This window comes from Nocardioides sp. B-3 (assembly GCF_024703895.1).
In the GTDB taxonomy this organism is placed as follows: Bacteria; Actinomycetota; Actinomycetes; order Propionibacteriales; family Nocardioidaceae; genus Nocardioides.
The window spans coordinates 2,532,813-2,548,179 of record NZ_CP087968.1 but is presented as its reverse complement, the minus strand read 5'-3'; the positions used below and the strand labels follow the sequence as shown (position 1 = coordinate 2,548,179).

The window sequence follows — 15,367 nt, the reverse complement described above, 5'->3', positions numbered from 1 at the left end:
ACGAGACGCAGTGGGCCCGCCCCGGCCGAGATGGGGGTGCTCGGTCTGCCGTTCACCGAGGACGACGGCGGCGTCGAGGCCGGCCCGGTGGAGATCGGGCTGGTCTGCCGGGAGCTCGGCCGGGTGCTGGCGCCAGAGCCGTTCCTCGCCTCCGTGGTGCATGCCGGCGGACTGGTTGCCGTCGCGGGATCATCCGAGCAGCGTGCCGACCTGCTGGGCCGGCTCGCGGCCGGCGAGATCGTGCTGGCTGCCGCCGACACCTCCCCCGGCGGTCGCTGGTCCTCGGCGGCGGAGGGCGTGACGGCCGCCTCGGATGGTGATGCGTGGACGCTCACCGGCGTCCGCGACCCGGTGCCCAACGGCGCCCGGGCCGACCACATCGTGGTGAGCGCGTCCCTGCCGTCCGGCGGGACGGGGCTCTTCGTGGTCGACGGAGCGGACGCGACTCGCACTGACTACGCCGTCTTCGACGGCAGTCGCGCGGCGCGCGTCGAGCTCGCCGAAACACCCGCGGTGCCACTGGGCGAGCCCGGGCTCGACCTGTCGTCGACCATCGCGACCATCAGCGACATCACCCGGATCATGGGCGCCAACCGGGCGCTCGGCGTGATGCAGGCCCGGGTGGCCGCCACCAACAACTACCTCATGAGCCGCAAGCAGTTCGGCGTCACCCTCAACACCTTCCGGGCCCTCACCTTCCGGGCCGCCGACATGTACGTCTCGCTCGAGCTCGCCCACAGCCCGGTCGACTGGGCGACGATGGTGGTCGCCTCAGGCAGCCGGGCGGACATCGCCGACGCCGCCGACCGGGTCGGGCTGCAGATCGCCCGGGCCGGCAAGCACATCGGGCAGGACGCGATCCAGCTCCACGGCGGGATCGCCATGACGGCGGAATACTCCGTCGGCGTCGGGACGGCTCACCTCGCCGTACTCGAGCAATGGCTCGGTGGGGCGCAGCATCACCTCACCGGGCTGGCCGCCCGGGTGGCCGACCACGGCGAGATCGACGCGCTCGCCTGATGGACCTCTCGCTGAGCGACGAGCAGCAGGCCTTCCGGACGCTGGCCCGCGACTTCCTCGACCGGGAAGCCGTGCCGCACCGCACGCAGTGGGACCGCGACGAGTCGGTCGACCCGGCGATCGTGCCGAAGATGGCCGAGATCGGGTTCTTCGGGCTCACCATCCCGGAGGAGTACGGCGGTCTCGGCGGCGACTACGTCACCTATGCGCTGGCGATGGAGGAGCTCGGGCGGGCCGACTCGGCGCTGCGCGGGATCGTGTCGGTCAGCAGCGGCCTCGTCGGGAAGTCGATCCTGTTCAACGGCTCCGAGGAGCAGAAGCAGGAGTGGCTGCCGCAGCTCGCGACGGCCAGCAAGCTCGGCTGCTTCGGGCTGACCGAGCCGGACACCGGATCGGACGCGGGCAACCTGACGTCGCGCGCGACCCGCGACGGTGACGACTGGGTGCTCAACGGGCAGAAGCTCTTCATCACCAACGGCACCTGGGCCGACGTCGCGCTGATCTTCGCGCGCACCAGCGACGACGGCCCGCGCGGCGTCACGGCGTTCCCGGTGCCGACGGACACCCCCGGCTTCGAGGCGCGCGAGATCAAGGGCAAGCTCGGCCTGCGCGGCCGGGCCACCGCGGAGCTGTTCCTCTCCGACGTGCGGGTGCCCTCCTCGGCCGTGCTCGGCGAGGTCGGTCGCGGGTTCAATATCGCGATGAGCACGCTGGACAAGGGGCGCCTCGCGGTGGCCGCCGGCTGCGTCGGCATCGTGCAGGGCTGTCTCGAGACGTCGGTCGACTACGCCACCAGCCGCACCCAGTTCGGCAAGCCGATCGCCGCCTTCCAGCTGGTGCAGGACATGATCGCCGACATCTCCCTCGACGCCGACGCCGCGAGGCTCCTCGTGTGGCGCTGCGCCGACCTCGTCGACCGCGGCGAACCCTTCGGAACGGCCGCCTCCAAGGCGAAGCTGTTCGCGTCCGAGGCTGCCGTCCGCGCCGCCAACCTCGCCATCCAGATCCACGGCGGTTCGGGCTACGTCGACGACTACCCCGCCGCGAAGTACCTCCGCGACGCCCGGGTGATGACGCTCTACGAGGGCACGTCGCAGATCCAGAAGCTGTTGATCGGCCGTGCGGAAACGGGCATCAGCGCCTTCGTGTGACTGTGGCAGGCTGGGTCGCAGGAGGACAAAGCCATGGCCATCGACCTCAACCACACGATCGTCCACGCCCGCGACCAGCACGAGACCGCGCGGCACCTCGTCGAGGTGCTCGGTCTGGCGGAGCCGGCACGCTACGGCCCCTTCCCCGGTGGTCCAGCTGGCCAACGGCGTGAGCCTCGACGTGCTGGAGGACCCGGCACCGCACCCGCAGCACTACGCCTTCCTCGTCAGCGAGGACGAGTTCGACGAGATCTTCGGGCGCATCCAGCAGCGCGGGATCGCCTACTGGGCCGACCCCTTCCACCAGCACCCCGACGCGATCAACCACGGTGACGGCGGGCGCGGCGTCTACTGGGAGGACCCCGACGGGCACAGTCTCGAGATCATCACCCGCCCCTACGGCAGCGGTGCCTGACGCGGGACCCTAGGGGCCAGCGCGCTCGTCACTCGAGCCGCCCGTCAGGCGACCTTGCTGCCGTATCGCTGCCGAGCAGCCTCACCGCTGGTGCCGACCAGCGACCCGATCGCAGACCGAGTCATTCCGGCCTCGCGTGCGATGCGCACCGCCTCAACAAGGTGGCGCTCCGCCTTGGAGCGTTCGACCACCGCATCTCGCAGCAAGGCCACGGCCTTGGCATCGAGCTCGTGATCGGGATCTGGCTCATAGGACTCGAACCGAAGCGTCAGCTCTTCGGCGTGCTTCAGGATCTCGTCAACTGTGCGCGGCATGTTCGTCACCTCAGGAACTTCTCGCGGGCCTTCATGGCGTGAACGATGACGAAGGTCTCTCCGCCGTCGACATACCCGACCTCCGGGAAGATCGCGGCCTGATTCGGCCCGACGATCATGGTGAAACCATCGCCGAGGTCCCAGACACGGACAGGGTGGCGATAGGCATGAAGGATCTCCTCCTTGGTCAGTCCGTGCTTGAGCGCAGACACCACGATGATCGGACCGCTCATCGCCCTTCCAAGGTAACTTGCATCGCTGCTTTGATCAATGCCGTGGTGGTTGAGGTCATGCACCGAAGTTACGAGCGCCCTCGGACACTCCTTGTCGAACCCATCACCACCGGGGACAAGCCCCAGTTTCGGGTGGGCTGTGGACGGAGAGTGGCTCGCAATGCGCAGCCTGTGGATGACCCCCGACACCGCGCCCCGAATCCTGTTTGCATCGGGACATGACACACATCGACGAACCGAAGCTCCCCGGCCTCAACGCCACTGACACCCGCTGGCTGCTCAACGAGGCCCAACGCGTCCTCACCGAGCTCGGTCACAGCTCGAGCGTGCTGGACGGCGTCGCGCTCGCCCTTGCGGACGGTCGTGAGCTGGGGCTCGACAACCCGGCGCGCACGCTGAGCCTGATGCCGCGCAGGCGATGGCCACGGGCGGTGCGGGACCAGCTCTCCACCCTCCTCGCCATGCGGCCGGACCAGCGACCAGCGACCGCCGACCTCCGCGTGAAGCTGTGGCCCACGGAGCGTGCAGATCAGCTCCTCACCTACGACGCCCTCGAGCCACTGCCCGGGCTCTTTGCCGTGCTTGCAGCGCAGGGCAAAGGGGCCAGCCATGAGTTCGGCGAGCTCGACCTCGTCGGCGACCGGGACGAGGCCTATGAAACAGCGCTCACCAACCTTGCCGCGCTGCCCCTGCCACGCCACACCCGACGCCGAGTCGATCCACGCGTGAGGGGCTCATGGGTCGAGTTCCTCGACAGCCCCGACGCACACGGCGCCGCCCGGGTGGTGGTGCTGCCCGAGGTGCTGCGACGCGTCCCGGGCACCGACTTCCCGATCCACGGAGTGCTGGTTGCGGTTCCGACCAAGTTCGAGCTCTGGGTGCACGTGCCGGTCGATGAGGATGTCATCCACACCGCGGTCACGATGTCGTGGTTGGCTCACAAGACCCGGAGCGAGGAGCCCTACCCGATCTCCCCGGACGTCTTCCTCGTCTCGCCCGACATGAAGGCCGTCCGCCTCGTGAGGTCTCACAGGAAGTCGTGTGAGCTCGATGAGCGAGTCGCACTCGAGCTCCTGACGGCCCCGGAGAGTGGCCGGGCGCGCGAAGCAGGCTGAGCCTCCCCCGACCTCAGCGCGACCGCACCACACGCCCCTCGTCCCAGACCGGACCGTCGGACTCGTAGACGGCACCGTCGGCGCCGTACACGAGGAATCGGTCGAAGCCGCGGGCGAACCATCGGTCGTGGGTGACCGCCGGGACGGTCCCGTCGAAGGCCTCGAGCCCGGCCTCCAGCGCCTCCGCACTTTGTACGTCGAGGTTGTCGGTCGGCTCGTCCAGCAGGAGCAGCGTCGCGCCGGACAGCTCGAGCAGCAGGATCTGGAAGCGGGCCTGCTGGCCACCGCTGAGCGACTCGAAGGTCTGCTCCCCGCGTGCGCGAGCTCGTAGCGGTCGAGCACGCGCGCCGCCTGTTCCCGGCCCATGCCCCTGCGACCGTCGGGCGATCCGTCGCCGCGATGCAGGATCTCCAGCAGGGTGCGACCCACCAGCTCGGGGTGCTCGTGCGTCTGCACGAACCAGCCCGGTCGCACGCGCGCGCCGAGCTTCGCCCGCCCCGTGTGGGGTACGGCGTTGGGCGGATCGCCGACGGGACGGTGCTCCACGTCGGGGTCGGAGCCACCGGCGGCCAGCAGCCGCAGGAAGTGCGACTTGCCGGAGCCGTTGCTGCCGAGGACGGCCACGCGTTCGCCGTACCAGACCTCGAGGTCGAAGGGCTTCATCAGTCCGGTGAGCTCGAGGTCCTCGCACACCACCGCGCGCTTGCCGGTGCGACCGCCCTTGAGCCGCATCGTGACCTGCTGCTCGCGCGGCTGCTCGGTCGGCGGGCCGGCCTCCTCGAACTTGCGCAGTCGGGTCTGGGACGCGCGGTACTGCGAGGACATGCCGTCGTTGTACTCCGCCTTGATCTTGAGCCGCAGCACCAGCGCCTTGAGCTTGGCGTGCTCCTCGTCCCAGCGGCGGCGCAGCTCCTCGAAGCGGGCGAACCGGTCGGTGCGGGCCTCGTGGTAGCTGGCGAAGTTGCCGGGGTGGGTCCACACCCGGTTGCCGGCGCTGCCCAGCTCGACGGTCACGATGCGGGTCGCGGTGTTGTTGAGCAGCTCGCGGTCGTGGCTGATGAACAGGATGGTCTTCGTCGACTCGCGGATGCGTTCCTCGAGCCAGATCTTGCCGGGCACGTCGAGGTAGTTGTCGGGCTCGTCGAGCAGCAGCACCTGGTCCGGACCGCGCAGGAGGTATTCCGAGACGAGTCGCTTCTGCTCGCCGCCGGAGAGCGTGGTGAGGAGGCGGTGCTTCGCGCGGTCGAACGGCATCGCCATCGCGACGGTGGTGCACACGTCCCACGTCACCTCGACCTCGTAGCCGCCCGCGTCGGCATAGTCGGAGAGCGCGACGGCGTAGGCCATCTGCGCCTTCTCGTCGTCGGTGTCCATCAGCGTCAGCTCGCAGGCGTCGACCTTGGCGGCCGCGGCGCGGGACCGCCTCGGGCGCGACGCTGAGCAGCAGGTCGGCGACGGTCTCGTCACCGCCACCGTGGCCGACGAACTGGCGCATCACGCCGAGCCCGCCGCTGCGGGTCACCGCACCGGCGTGCGGTGTGAGGTCGCCCGTGATGATCCGCAGCAACGTCGTCTTGCCGGCCCCCGTTGGCGCCGACGAGCGCGACCTTCGCGCCGTCCCCGACCCGGAAGCTGACGTCGTCGAGCAGCACCCGCCCGTCTGGCAGCTCGTAACGCACTCCGGCGACATCAACGTGACCCACAACGAGCCATCATCCCCGCTGCGACCGACGGAGGCGAATGGCTTTACTCCTCGGTCGCCTTCGCCCACAGGTTGATGCCGGACTCGACCGCGAACGTGTCGATCTCGGCCAGCTCCGCGTCGGTGAGCGGCGGCCCGTCGAGGCGCGCCGAGGTTGGTGTCGAGCTGCTCGACACTGCTGGCACCGATCACGGCGCTCGTGACGCGGTTGTCGCGGAGCGCCCACTGCAGCGCGAGCTGGGCGAGCTTCTGGCCGCGCCCGACCGCGATCTCGTTCAGGCCCCTGACCCGTCTCAGCACGTCATCGTCGAGACCGCGGATCGTGCTGTTGCTCCGGGCCGCGCGCGAGTCCTCGGGCACGCCGTCGAGGTAGCGGTCGGTGAGCAGCCCCCGGGCCAGCGCGGTGAAGACGATGCAGCCCATCCCCTGCTCCTCGAGCTCGTCGAGCAGGTCCTCCTCGATCCAGCGGTTGAGCATCGAGTAGGACGGCTGGTGGATGAGCAGGGGCGTGCCGAGCTCGCGCGATCGTGGCCGCTTCGTGCGTCCCGGCGCCCGAGTAGGACGAGATGCCGGCGTAGAGCGCGCGCCCCGAACGTACGGCGGTGTCGAGCGCCATCATCGTCTCCTCGACGGGCGTCTCGGGATCGAAGCGGTGGCTGTAGAAGATGTCGACGTAGTCCAGCCCCATCCGCGCCGGGCTCTGGTCAAGGCTGGCGAGGACGTACTTCCGCGAGCCGCCACCCCGGCCGTAGGGCCCGGGCCACATGTCGTAGCCAGCCTTCGTCGAGATCACCAGCTCGTCGCGATAGGGCTTGAAGTCCGCGGCCGGGGAAGCGTCCGAAGTTCTCCTCCGCCCGTCCGTACGGCGGCCCGTAGTTGTTCGCCGGGTCGAAGTGCGTCACGCCGCGGTCGAAGGCGCGGCGCAGGATCGCGCGCTGCGTCTCCTCCGACCGGTCGGTGCCGAAGTTCTGCCAGAGTCCCGGGCTCAGCGGCGGGAGCTTGAGTCCGCTGCGTCCGATCGCGCGGTAGCTCGTGTGGTCGTAGCGGTCCGGGGAGGCGTCGTACGTCATGGCGCCAGTGTGCCGGGTCCCGACTACCGTGGAGAGATGGCACGCGTACGCCGCTTCGTGCCGGTCGCAGCCTGCCCGGTCATCGCTGCGATCGGCGTGGCGTGCACGCCCGGGACGGCTCCGTCGTCACCGTCGGTCCCCGTCGTGCCCTCGGCGGTCGTGTCTCCGTCGACGCCCAGCGAGACCCCGTCGGTCGCACCCGACGTCCGCGAGCCCCGGCGCTCCTTCCTGACCATCCCGCGGCTGGGGCTGCGCGACTACCCGGTCATCCGCTACCGCGGGTCGCCCGATGACGCCGAGGGCACACGGCTGCAGAACGACGGTTCCGCTCGCCTCGCCACGCGGGCCCTCCGGTGGCGTCGGGCCGGGCGAGGTCGGCAACTACATCGTGACCGGACATCGCCTCTCCTCCACCGAGCCGTTCCGCTTCCTGCCCGCGTTGCCCGACGGTGCTCGCATCCGGATCCGGGTCGGAGAGGTCGAGCACGTCTACGAGGTACGCCGCACACGCTGGACGTCCTTCCGCTCCCGCCGGTCCCTCGCCGAGCAGCGTGCGCCGGTGCCCGGGCGCCCGGGCGTCGAGGCGACGCGCCCGATGATCACGCTCTCGACCTGCGCCACGATCGAGGACCACGCGGCCGGCAACTTCTGGGCCGACGAGTTCGACAACCCCGAGCACCGGATCGACAAGATCGGCGTGCTCGTGTCTTCGCGACCGGTGACGGGTTGAGGCCTACCGTGTCGCGGTGATCCCTACCGACGTTGCCTTCCACGACTGGGCCATCGAGGAGCGCGAGATCCGTCGCCACGTGTCTCGACGCGGTCGCCAGCACGCCTTCGAGGTGATCGAACCCGCCCGCACGGCGCTCGTGGTGATCGACATCGTGCCCTTCTTCGCCCACGAGTCACCGTACGTCCGAGGCATCGTGCCCAACGTCAACGCGCTGGCCGACGGGCTGCGAGCAGCTGGCGGGACGGTCGCCCGGGTGGTGCCGGAACATCAGTCGCCGACCTCGAGGGACGTCGAGTTCTTCGGCGCCGAGGTCGCGGAGAACTACGCCCGCTCCGGTGGGGATGGTCAGCCCCGGGGAACGGCTCTGGTCCGGGCTGGCGGTGCACAACGACGACCCGGTGGCCGAGAAGACGGCACGCAGCGCGTTCTTCCCGCGTAGCAGTTCGTTGCCGGACCTCCTGTCCGCGCGCGACATCGACACGATCATCGTCACCGGCACGGTGGCCAATGTCTGCGTCGAGGCCAGCGTCCGCGACGCGGCCACGCTCGACCACCGGGTGATCGTGATCGGCGATGCGGTCGCCGCCATGCGCGACCGCGACCTCAACGCCACCCTCCACACCGTCTATCGGTCGTACGGCGACGTGCGATCCACCGCGGAGGTGCTGGACATGATCCGTGTCGGGTCATGACTCGCCTGTGACCCCGCGATCGTTCGTGATCGCGGGGTGTGGGGCGGTGTGGTCAGAGGTCGGGCGGGTGGCCGGTTGCGTCGATGGGTCGTGAGCCGGTGTGGTCGCGGAGGTAGTGGTGTCCGTGGGGGCTGGTCCAGACGAACCTGCCCGGTTCGGTCATCGCGTAGGACCAGCGGCCCTTGGTCTTGAGGCGGTGATGTCGCCTGCACAACGCGGCGAGGTTGTCCGTGGACGTGGTGCCACCACGATCTGGTGCGTCGTGGTCGAACGGAACCACGTGGTCGAGGTCGCAGCGACGGGCGTTGCGTCCGCACCAAGGGAACACGCAGGTCCGGTCGCGCGCGATGACGTGGTCACGGATCCGCTCGGTCGGGGTGTAGCCGCCGGTGGCGAGGCGCTCCCTGAGGTCGATGACCGGTTTCACGGTGATGCTGACGTCGTCACGGCCGCACCGGGCGGCGATCTGCTCGGCGGTGAGGACCCGGCCGCCCGCTTGCTCGACGAACCCGGTCAGGCACTCGCTGTTGTTCTCGAGGTCGTGGCGGGTGATGGCGTCGGCGGAGAGGTGGGCGTGGAGCACGATCTGGGTGGTCGGGGCTGCCTTGGTTTCGACACGCTCCTCGCTGCGCTCGTCGCTGCTCAACCCGCGGTCCAGTTCCCCGTCGATGTCGTCGTTGTCGGGGAAGCCGAACGCGAGCTGGTGGCGGGCGAGGTCGCCGAGGGCGGTGGCCCGGCGCCCGTCCAACGTGTCGGTCGAGCCCAGTCGCAGCTGGTGGGCGGCACCGGCGGCGACGGCCTCGGCCGGAGCCGAGGGCGTCGGGGAGGTCGAGGTCGGCCTCGAGGTGCAGGGGTGCCGTCGAAGGAGACCCGGTCGGTGTCGAAGGTGACGTGCCGCCGATCCGCCGCGTCCTCGGTCTCCTTGGCGAGTTGGTCGGGCATGAACCGGGCCCGGGCGTGGTCCACCAGCCGGCTCAGCTCGGTCGGGGTGAGCCGGTTGGCACACCACGCGGTCTGCTCGTCCACGAACCCGGCAGCTTCGGGGGTGAGGCCGACCGTGGTTTGTGCGATCCGCCGGGCCCGCCACGGTGTCACCAGCCCGGCGAGGATCCCGGCCCACAGCTGCGGGAGGCGGTAGCGCAGCTCGATCACGTCGGTCAGATACGACCCGACCGCGTCACAGGTCTGGCCGAGCATGGTCGCGATGTCGGGGATGGTGAACTCGTCAATCGCCGGTGACCCCTGACCGGCGAGTGTCTTCGGGGACTGGAAGCACGCGTCGGGGCAGGAGGGGTCGAGCACCGGGTGCAGGGCGACCCAGTGCGCAGCCAACGACATCGACCGGACCTCGGAAGCCTGCCGGGCATCCTGCTCGGCCCGCAGCGCAGCCAGCACTCCGGCCGGGGTGTCCGGCAGGGTGTCGGTGCTGCTGCGGGTGCTGGTCGCCATACGAAAACCCAACCAGAAGCCACCGACAAAGGACCCCCGAAAGCGACCGGATCGGGGGTGCGGGGAAAAGAATTTTCAAAAGGTTTCGGGTTTCGTGACGGTCGCTGCGCGACCTCCTCAACCGCCGAAACGGGGCCGTGCGCGACCGGCCCGAGCCGCCGACGCCTGCCCTTCCCAGCCCTCTGCAACGATGGGCGGCGGCACGATCGAGCACGGCCCACCACCACCGAACGGAGTTCGCCATGCCCCTGATCTACCCCGTCGCCGAGGACACCCCGGACGACGCCGACACCACCTTCGAGGACTTCGCCGACGACTGGTCGGAGACCCGGGTGGTCGAGATCGACACGGACCACGAGCACGAGGACGAGGGCGACTACGTCCGCCTCGGCCCGGTCGGCGCGCAGCAGGCCTGGGACCTCGCCCACGAGATCGAGGACAAGCGACCGCACTGGGTGGTCAGCATCCTGCCGATCTTCGCGGTCGATGCGAGCGCCGACGACCTCATCGAGCAGATCGAGAGCGACGAGGACTGATCAGCCCGGCTGGCCCCGCCGCGTCTCCAGCACCCGGAACCCCTTCACGCTGGCCGGGCGCGTCGTGGGCCAGCCCTGCTCGCCCAGCCACCTCTGCAGCGAGTCGGCGCCGAGGTTCTTGCCGACGACCATCACGGCTCGACCGTCGGGACGCAGCCTCGGCAACCAGGTCAGCAACAGCTCGTGCAGCGCGGCCTTGCCGATCCGGATCGGCGGGTTCGACCAGATCTCGTCGAAGGTCATGTCGCTCGGGATCTGCTCCGGCAGCGCCTGCCACGAACCGCGAACCGAGGCCCATGGTCTTCGCGTTCTCGTTGGCCGAGAGCAGCGCACGTTCGTTGACGTCCACGCCGGTGACGGTCGCGAGGGGTACGGCGCGGGCGATCGCGAGCCCGATGGCGCCGTACCCACATCCCCAGTCGAGGAACTGGCCCTGCACCGGCGGCTCCAGCTCACGGAACAGCACCGCGGTCGCGTGGTCGAGGTGCCCGCGGCTGAACACGCCCGCGCCACTGACGAGCTCGAAGTCGTGCCCCCGTGCCTCGACCACGAAGGCCTCCCGGTGGAAGGGCGCCGCGGGGTCGGCGGAGAAGTAGTGGTCCTCGGTCACGGGGACATCATCTCGCGTCGCGACAAGCAACGAGGCCGCACCCTGCAGAACGGGTGCGGCCTCGTCGTGCTCGTGGATCAGCGTTCGTCCCAGCGGGTGAACCCGGCGGCACGGGCGCGGTCCTCGGAGTCGAACCACACCTCGGCGATCGTCCGACCGTAGTACGGCGACTCGGTGGTGTGGAAGAGCATCGAGTCGGCATTGCCCTTGATCGTGAACGACTCGTGCGGCGACGCGCCACCCTCGAGCGGATCCGCGGACCCTTCGCCGAAGGCGCCGGCCGGGACCGACGCGAAGCCGCGCACCTCGGTGTCACGGTCCTTCTCGTCCCACCGGGTGAAGCCCGCGCTGCGCGCACGGTCCTCCGTGTCGAACCACACCTCCGCCTTCGTCCGCCCGTAGTAGGGCGACACCGGCGGGTGGAAGAGCATCGAGTCGGCATTGCCCTTGATCGTGAACGACTCGTGCGGTGAGGCACCGTCAGCCAGCGGATCGGCCGAGCCCTCGCCGTACGCACCGGCAGCCGGCATCGAGGCGAACCCGGCGACAGCCGTCGAGCGGTCCTTCTCGTCCCACCGGGTGAAGCCCGCGCTGCGCGCACGGTCCTCAGAGTCGAACCACACCTCCGCCTTCGTCCGCCCGTAGTAGGGCGACACCGGCGGGTGGAAGAGCATCGAGTCCTCGTTGCCCTTGATGGTGTAGGACGGGTCCGGCGACGAACCGTCGTCGAGCGGATCGAACGACCCCTCGCCGAAGCGACTGACCGTGCCAGCGGCGGCCGCGGTGCCGACGAACCCACGGACACGGGTGTCACCGTCTTCCTCGACGACCGGTTCCCGGACCTCCGCGGCCTCGGCGGTGATGGCCTCGGCCTCCCGCACCGGCTCGGCGGCGACCTCGGGCTCGAGCTCGACCTCCTCGACCACGGGCGCAGGCTCGACGAAGGGTTCAGGCTCGAAGACCGGGTCGGCCGCGGGTGCCGCGACGGCGACCGGCTCCGGCTCCATCACCGGCGTGGGCTCGACGAACGGTTCCGGCTCGATCACCGGCGCGGGTCCGGCGGCGTGCGAGCCCGAGGTGAACCGCGAGGGCTCCTCGACGCTCGTCGAGCGGTCGGTCGCAGCCGCGCCGGCCAGACCGGCAGCGCCGAGACCGGCAGCCGCTGCGCCGGTGCCCGCGGCGGCGTACGTCGTCTTCGAGGAGGCCGTGGAGACCTCCACCTTGCGCAGGATCAGGAAGAGCGTGATCCCCACGCCGAGCAGGAAGCTGAGCAGCAGCCACAGCCAGTTCTCACCGAGCAACCAACCCATCACAGGACTCCATCCGTGGAGAGGCCGGTCTCGGCCTCGAGCTCATCGACGTGCGGCAGGGCCACCTTCGCGCCCAGCCACGCCACCGGGGCGCCGATCACGAACGCGAGCAGGAGCAGGAACCAGAGCTGTCCGAACAACCAAGCCATGTCGTCACCCCACCGTGATCGTGGCGAAGCGATTCTGATCGCGCCCCCCGCACAGGTCTCGTTGTCGCCGAGCTCTCGTGTGAAGTGCCCGCCGACCTTGCTGATGTCGCTGGTGACTCCTGCTTCGGTGAGCAGGTTGGTCACGTTGATCGCCCGAGCCAGCGAGAGCTTCTTGCTGCCGAACTTGTCGGTGTAGCCCGTGACCGTCACGGCAAGGTCGGTGCACGGCGCGATCAGCTCGGCCACGGCAGCGATCTCGGCCTTCGACGGGTCGTCGGGGATGCGACGGAGCTCGCCGAACTGGACGAAGTCGGCACCCAACGCCTTGTCGATGCCGGCCTGCGCGGCGCTCACCTCACAGTTCGCACCACCCGCAGCCGTGGGCTCCGCACTCGCGGACTCGGTGGCTTCCTCAGTCTCGGAGGGCTCGGAGGTGGGCTCCTCGGTGGCGTCGGTGTCGTCCGAGCCGGCCGAAGCGCCGTCGAACCCGTCGCCGAGACTGGCGACGCGGACGCCGTCCACGTCGGCGACGAGGTCACGCGCCCGCTCGGCGTCGGCGCCGCTCAGGGCGGATCCATCCGCGGCCGTCAGGGTCAGGTCGCGGCCGCTGGCGTCGATGTCGACGCCGTCGAGGCCGGCTCCCTTCAGCGCGGTGAGCGCACGACCTCGCAGGTCGTCACCGATGTCTCCGCCGCGTACGGCGGTCAGCAGCGCGGCCGGGAGGAGTGGGACGAGCAACAGGGCGAGCCACCACGGCCCTCCCAGGTTGCGATGTGCCCACCGTGTTTCGGTGTGTCGCTGGTGAGTCGTGCCCGTGGGCACGCGTTCTGAACTGTTAGCCATGCTGTCTCCCGAGAGACTCGACAATGGATCGCACGACAAACTAGGCGATCTTCACCCTTTTGGGTACCCGACCTACTCAGCGGTACGCCGCGCCCGGGTTCGCTCGGCTCCGGGCGGCGAGCTCGCCACCGTCGGGGTAGCCGACCTCTTCCAGCGTCAGTCCGCGGGGGTGCACGACCGTCATACTGGTGTCCCTGAGTGCGCCCGGCGAGCATCTCCGCGGCCCATTCCGGCGGGCGCCGCCCCTCCCCCACGATCACCGGGCAGCCGACCAGCGACCGCACCATCGTGTGGCAGAAGGCGTCGGCAACGACCCGGCCCTCGACCAGTCCCTCGGGGGTCCGGGTCCAGCCGAGCTCGATCAGGGTGCGGATCGTGGTGGCGCCCTCGCGCCGCTTGCAGAAGGCCGCGAAGTCCTTGAGGCCGACCGGGTGTTCGGCGCCCGCATTCATGGCGCTGACATCCAGCTGCCTCTCCCACGCGAGCACGTGGCGCCGGGTGAGGGGATCGATCAGCTCGGGGCGATCAGCGATCCGGTAGGCGTAGCGCCGCCAGACCGCCGAGAAGCGTGCATCGAACCCCGGCGGCGCCTCCACCGCACTGCGTACGCGCACGTCGCCGTCCGGGATGCCGTTGAGCCTGCGCACGAGCGAGTCGAGCGGCGGTTGCTTCGAATGTCCCCTCGAGCGCACGAGGCGATCGGGTTCGACGTCGAAGTGCACGACCGGCCGCGGGCGTGCACGCCGGTGTCGGTACGCCCGGCGCAGACGACACGGAGCGGCACACGCAGCGCCATGGCCAGCGCGTCCTCCAGCGAGCCCTGCACCGTGCGCAACGAGGGCTGCGTCGCCCAGCCCTTGAAATCGGTGCCGTCGTAGGAGAGGTCGAGCCGGATGCGCACGCCCAGATCCTAGGAGACGTCCCTGGGACATACTTTCCGGGTGCCCAACCCCGCGATCGTCCTGATCTCCGCCGATCACGCCGACGTGCTCGAGGAACAGTTCTGGCGCTACTCGCGGGAGTACGACGTGCGCGTGACCCGCTCCGCAGGCGAGGCGAAGCACGTGGTGATGGACCTGCACCGCGACGAGATCCCCGTGTGCCTGTTCGTGGCCGACTCGCGACTCCCGGATGCTGACGTGCGGTTCGCCCTCGCGGCCATGCGTGAGGTGGTGCCCACCGCGCGCCGGATGGTGGCCGCCGCCCGGCCGGTCTTCCGGGAGGACTCCGAGGCCCTGCGTCCCGGTCTCGCCTCCGGGAAGTACGACGCCTTCGTGCTGCTGCCCCGCGGCGTACGCGACGAGGAGTTCCACTCGACCGTGCTGGAGTTGCTCAACGACTGGAACGCGACGATCGCCGTGCCCGAGGTGGTGATCGTGCAGATCGTCTCGCCGGTCGACAACGCGATGACCCTGACGATGCGCGACTACCTCGACCGCATCGGCACCCCCGCCCGAGTCTACGCGCCCGACTCCGAGGTGGGCCGAGAAGTCATGGCCCGCTACAGCGGCGAGCCGGACCGGTGGCCGGTGGTCAGTGCCTTCGGCCGGGACGAAGCGGTCCACATGACCGACATCCGCGATCTCTACACCCAGATCTACGGTCGGCCCGACGACATCGAGGTCGACCGGGTGGTCGACCTCGTCGTCATCGGCGCCGGGCCTGCAGGGCTGGGCGCGAGTGTCTACGCCGCCAGCGAGGGCCTCTCCGTCGTGACGATCGAGTCCGATGCGATCGGCGGACAGGCCGGCACCAGCTCGATGATCCGCAACTACCTCGGCTTCCCGCGCGGCATCTCCGGCATGCGCCCGGCCAGCCGGGCCCGCGCCCCGAGCGATCCGTTTCGGCACCCGGTTCTTCACCGGCTGGCCGGTGCTCGAGCTGCGACCCGGCACGGACGGTGAGCCACACGTCGTGTGCACGGAGGGCGGCGACGTACGCGCCCGCGCGGTCGTCATCGCCACGGGAGTCACCTACCGGCGCCTCGGCGTGCCCGCGGTCGACGAGTTCGTGGGCAACGGCGTC

General features: G+C 70.0%; 18 protein-coding genes and 3 pseudogenes. 9 read left to right on the top strand and 12 right to left on the bottom strand.

Annotation, left to right across the window (positions count from 1 at the left end):
• The first annotated feature begins 36 nt into the window (after positions 1-36).
• The 3 genes from LP418_RS16975 (at position 37) to LP418_RS16965 (ending at position 2,586) form a co-directional block, all read left to right on the top strand.
• Positions 37-1,020 carry an acyl-CoA dehydrogenase family protein gene (locus LP418_RS16975; RefSeq protein ID WP_257952956.1) on the top strand — a complete coding sequence of 328 codons (984 nt, stop codon included), beginning with the start codon at positions 37-39 and terminating at the stop codon, positions 1,018-1,020.
• A complete protein-coding gene (locus LP418_RS16970) occupies positions 1,020-2,171 on the top strand; it encodes an acyl-CoA dehydrogenase family protein (protein ID WP_257952955.1) in 1,152 nt (383 codons plus the stop codon). The genes LP418_RS16975 and LP418_RS16970 overlap by 1 nt, the downstream gene beginning before the upstream one ends.
• A gap of 148 nt (positions 2,172-2,319) precedes the next feature.
• Positions 2,320-2,586, top strand: coding sequence for a hypothetical protein (locus LP418_RS16965; RefSeq protein ID WP_257952954.1), 267 nt, complete (start codon positions 2,320-2,322; stop codon positions 2,584-2,586).
• Positions 2,587-2,630: 44 nt separating this feature from the next.
• Here LP418_RS16965 and LP418_RS16960 read toward each other — a convergent pair whose 3' ends face one another.
• Entirely contained in the window at positions 2,631-2,900 is a 270-nt protein-coding gene (locus tag LP418_RS16960; protein ID WP_257952953.1) for a hypothetical protein, read from the bottom strand.
• A gap of 5 nt (positions 2,901-2,905) precedes the next feature.
• The gene (locus tag LP418_RS16955) at positions 2,906-3,322 is read right to left on the bottom strand and encodes a hypothetical protein (RefSeq protein ID WP_257952952.1); all 417 of its coding nucleotides are present in this window, start codon (positions 3,320-3,322) and stop codon (positions 2,906-2,908) included.
• A 29-nt stretch (positions 3,323-3,351) separates the two neighbouring features.
• Between LP418_RS16955 and LP418_RS16950 the strand changes: the two genes are divergently transcribed.
• Positions 3,352-4,248: a hypothetical protein gene (locus LP418_RS16950; protein ID WP_257952951.1), complete on the top strand. Its 897-nt coding sequence runs from the start codon at positions 3,352-3,354 to the stop codon at positions 4,246-4,248.
• A 13-nt stretch (positions 4,249-4,261) separates the two neighbouring features.
• Here LP418_RS16950 and LP418_RS16945 read toward each other — a convergent pair.
• The 3 genes and pseudogenes from LP418_RS16945 to LP418_RS16935 form a co-directional block, all read right to left on the bottom strand.
• Positions 4,262-5,951: pseudogene (locus tag LP418_RS16945) on the bottom strand (ABC-F family ATP-binding cassette domain-containing protein).
• 43 nt (positions 5,952-5,994) lie between these two features.
• Positions 5,995-7,020 (bottom strand): annotated as a pseudogene (gene mgrA, locus LP418_RS16940) (L-glyceraldehyde 3-phosphate reductase).
• 23 nt (positions 7,021-7,043) lie between these two features.
• Positions 7,044-7,256 (bottom strand): hypothetical protein, encoded by a 213-nt coding sequence (locus LP418_RS16935; protein ID WP_257952950.1) that lies wholly within the window; start codon positions 7,254-7,256, stop codon positions 7,044-7,046.
• Positions 7,257-7,309: 53 nt separating this feature from the next.
• Between LP418_RS16935 and LP418_RS16930 the strand changes: the two genes are divergently transcribed.
• Genes LP418_RS16930 through LP418_RS16920 form a run of 3 tightly spaced genes read left to right on the top strand, consistent with a single transcriptional unit; the run spans position 7,310 to position 8,445 of the window.
• A complete protein-coding gene (locus tag LP418_RS16930; RefSeq protein WP_257952949.1) occupies positions 7,310-7,750 on the top strand; it encodes a class E sortase in 441 nt (146 codons plus the stop codon).
• A 16-nt stretch (positions 7,751-7,766) separates the two neighbouring features.
• Positions 7,767-8,192: a hypothetical protein gene (locus tag LP418_RS16925; protein ID WP_257952948.1), complete on the top strand. Its 426-nt coding sequence runs from the start codon at positions 7,767-7,769 to the stop codon at positions 8,190-8,192.
• Positions 8,095-8,445: an isochorismatase family protein gene (locus LP418_RS16920; protein ID WP_257952947.1), complete on the top strand. Its 351-nt coding sequence runs from the start codon at positions 8,095-8,097 to the stop codon at positions 8,443-8,445. Before LP418_RS16925 ends, LP418_RS16920 begins: the two co-directional genes overlap by 98 nt.
• Before the next feature lie 52 nt (positions 8,446-8,497).
• Here LP418_RS16920 and LP418_RS16915 read toward each other — a convergent pair whose 3' ends face one another.
• Together LP418_RS16915 and LP418_RS16910 are read right to left on the bottom strand one after the other, a co-directional pair.
• Positions 8,498-9,091 carry an HNH endonuclease signature motif containing protein gene (locus LP418_RS16915; protein ID WP_257952946.1) on the bottom strand — a complete coding sequence of 198 codons (594 nt, stop codon included), beginning with the start codon at positions 9,089-9,091 and terminating at the stop codon, positions 8,498-8,500.
• Positions 9,088-9,894, bottom strand: coding sequence for a 13E12 repeat family protein (locus LP418_RS16910; protein WP_257952945.1), 807 nt, complete (start codon positions 9,892-9,894; stop codon positions 9,088-9,090). The genes LP418_RS16915 and LP418_RS16910 overlap by 4 nt, the downstream gene beginning before the upstream one ends.
• Positions 9,895-10,136: 242 nt before the next feature.
• Between LP418_RS16910 and LP418_RS16905 the strand changes: the two genes are divergently transcribed.
• On the top strand, positions 10,137-10,430 hold the full coding sequence (locus LP418_RS16905; RefSeq protein ID WP_257952944.1) for a hypothetical protein: 294 nt from the start codon (positions 10,137-10,139) through the stop codon (positions 10,428-10,430).
• Here the strand turns inward: LP418_RS16905 and LP418_RS16900 are convergent.
• The 5 genes and pseudogenes from LP418_RS16900 to LP418_RS31015 all read right to left on the bottom strand — a co-directional run bounded on the left by LP418_RS16900 (position 10,399) and on the right by LP418_RS31015 (position 14,243).
• Positions 10,399-11,040, bottom strand: a complete 642-nt coding sequence (locus LP418_RS16900; RefSeq protein ID WP_257952943.1) for a methyltransferase — start codon at positions 11,038-11,040, stop codon at positions 10,399-10,401. The two genes, LP418_RS16905 and LP418_RS16900, sit on opposite strands and share 32 nt — an antisense overlap.
• A gap of 77 nt (positions 11,041-11,117) precedes the next feature.
• On the bottom strand, positions 11,118-12,341 hold the full coding sequence (locus LP418_RS31025; RefSeq protein WP_336275738.1) for a sunset domain-containing protein: 1,224 nt from the start codon (positions 12,339-12,341) through the stop codon (positions 11,118-11,120).
• 8 nt (positions 12,342-12,349) lie between these two features.
• A complete protein-coding gene (locus LP418_RS16880; RefSeq protein WP_257952942.1) occupies positions 12,350-13,237 on the bottom strand; it encodes an OmpA family protein in 888 nt (295 codons plus the stop codon).
• A gap of 353 nt (positions 13,238-13,590) precedes the next feature.
• A pseudogene (locus LP418_RS31020) lies at positions 13,591-13,794 on the bottom strand (tRNA pseudouridine(38-40) synthase TruA); the annotation flags it as partial.
• A gap of 59 nt (positions 13,795-13,853) precedes the next feature.
• Complete coding sequence (locus tag LP418_RS31015) at positions 13,854-14,243, bottom strand: hypothetical protein (RefSeq protein ID WP_336275737.1); 390 nt, start codon at positions 14,241-14,243, stop codon at positions 13,854-13,856.
• Between the two features lie 40 nt (positions 14,244-14,283).
• Between LP418_RS31015 and LP418_RS16870 the strand changes: the two genes are divergently transcribed.
• Positions 14,284-15,246, top strand: coding sequence for a hypothetical protein (locus tag LP418_RS16870; RefSeq protein ID WP_257952941.1), 963 nt, complete (start codon positions 14,284-14,286; stop codon positions 15,244-15,246).
• The last annotated feature ends 121 nt before the right edge of the window (positions 15,247-15,367 follow it).